The 1,454-nt window shown below is 68.0% G+C and carries 1 protein-coding gene; it reads left to right on the forward strand.

The window, feature by feature from the left end; all coding sequences use genetic code 11:
* Positions 1-1,454, forward strand: a 1,454-nt coding sequence (locus P0R31_RS40615) for a DUF1522 domain-containing protein (protein ID WP_275521210.1), incomplete at both ends; no start/stop codon positions are given.

Genomic DNA, 1,454 nt, shown 5'->3' on the forward strand with positions numbered 1-1,454 from the left:
CGTCTGTCGACCGGCAAGAGCGTCAACTCGGCCCTGGACAATCCCACCAACTTCTTCACGGCACAGTCGCTCGACAACCGCGCCAGCGACATCAACAATCTGCTCGACGGCATCGCCAACGGCGTGCAGGTGCTGCAGGCTGCCAACACCGGCATCACCTCGCTGCAGAAGCTGATCGACTCTGCGAAGTCGATCGCCAACCAGGCGCTGCAGACCACGGTCGGCTATTCCACCAAGTCGAACGTCTCCGCCACCATCTCCGGTGCGACAGCGGCCGACCTGCGCGGCACGACCTCCTATGCCAGCGCGACCGCGAGCAGCAACGTCGTGTATAGCGGCGCGGCCGGCGGCACCACCGCGGCGACCGGCACCACGACGCTCGGCGCCACCATCGGCGCCTTCACGGGCACCGCGGGAACGGCCGGCGACGGCACCACGGCCCTGACCGGCACCATCACCCTGATCGCCACCAACGGCACGACCGCAACCGGTCTGACGAGCAACGCCCAGCCCGCCGACGGCGACACGCTGACCGTGAACGGCAAGACCATCACCTTCCGCAGCGGTTCTGCTCCGGCGGCGACCGCCGTTCCGACCGGCTCGGGCGTCAGCGGCAATCTCGTCACCGACGGCAACGGCAACACCACGATCTATCTCGGCACCGCCGGCGCTCCGACCGCGAACGTCAACGATCTGTTGAGCGCGATCGATCTCGCCAGCGGCGTCAAGACGGTCTCGATCAGCTCCGGCGCTGCGACGATCGCCACGAGCAACAACCAGACCGCGTCGAGCGTTGGTGGCGGTGCCGTCACGCTGAGAAGCTCGACGGGTGCGGATCTGAGCGTCACCGGCAAGGCCGACCTGCTCAAGGCGCTGGGCCTGACCAGCTCGGTCGGCGGCGGCAACGCCACCGTGAGCGTCAACCGGACCACGAGCGCTGCCTCGCTGGGTGCGACGATCACCGACGGCTCGACGCTGAACGTCAACGGTCACGTCATCACCTTCAAGAACGCGCCGATCCCGGGCTCGACCGGTGCGCCGAGCATTCCGACCGGTTTTGGTGCGAGCGGTAACATCCTCACCGACGGCAACGGCAACTCGACGGTCTATCTGCAGGGCGGCACGCTCAACGACGTGCTGAAGGCGATCGACCTCGCCACCGGCGTGCAGACCGCGACGATCGCTGCCAACGGCACCGCCACGCTTGCGACGGCTTCCGGCCAGACCAACTCGTCGGTCAACGCCTCGGGCCTGCTCAAGATCTCGACCGGCGTCAACGCCGATCTGTCGGTCACCGGCACCGGCAACGCGCTGAACGCGCTCGGCCTCGCCGGCAACACCGGGACGGCGACCGCCTTCACCGCGGCCCGCACCTCTGGCATCGGCGGCATCAGCGGCAAGACCTTGACCTTCACCTCCTTCAACGGCGGCACGGCGGTCAACGTCACCTTCGG

The organism is Bradyrhizobium yuanmingense, assembly GCF_029167105.1.
Classification (GTDB): domain Bacteria; phylum Pseudomonadota; class Alphaproteobacteria; order Rhizobiales; family Xanthobacteraceae; genus Bradyrhizobium; species Bradyrhizobium yuanmingense_A.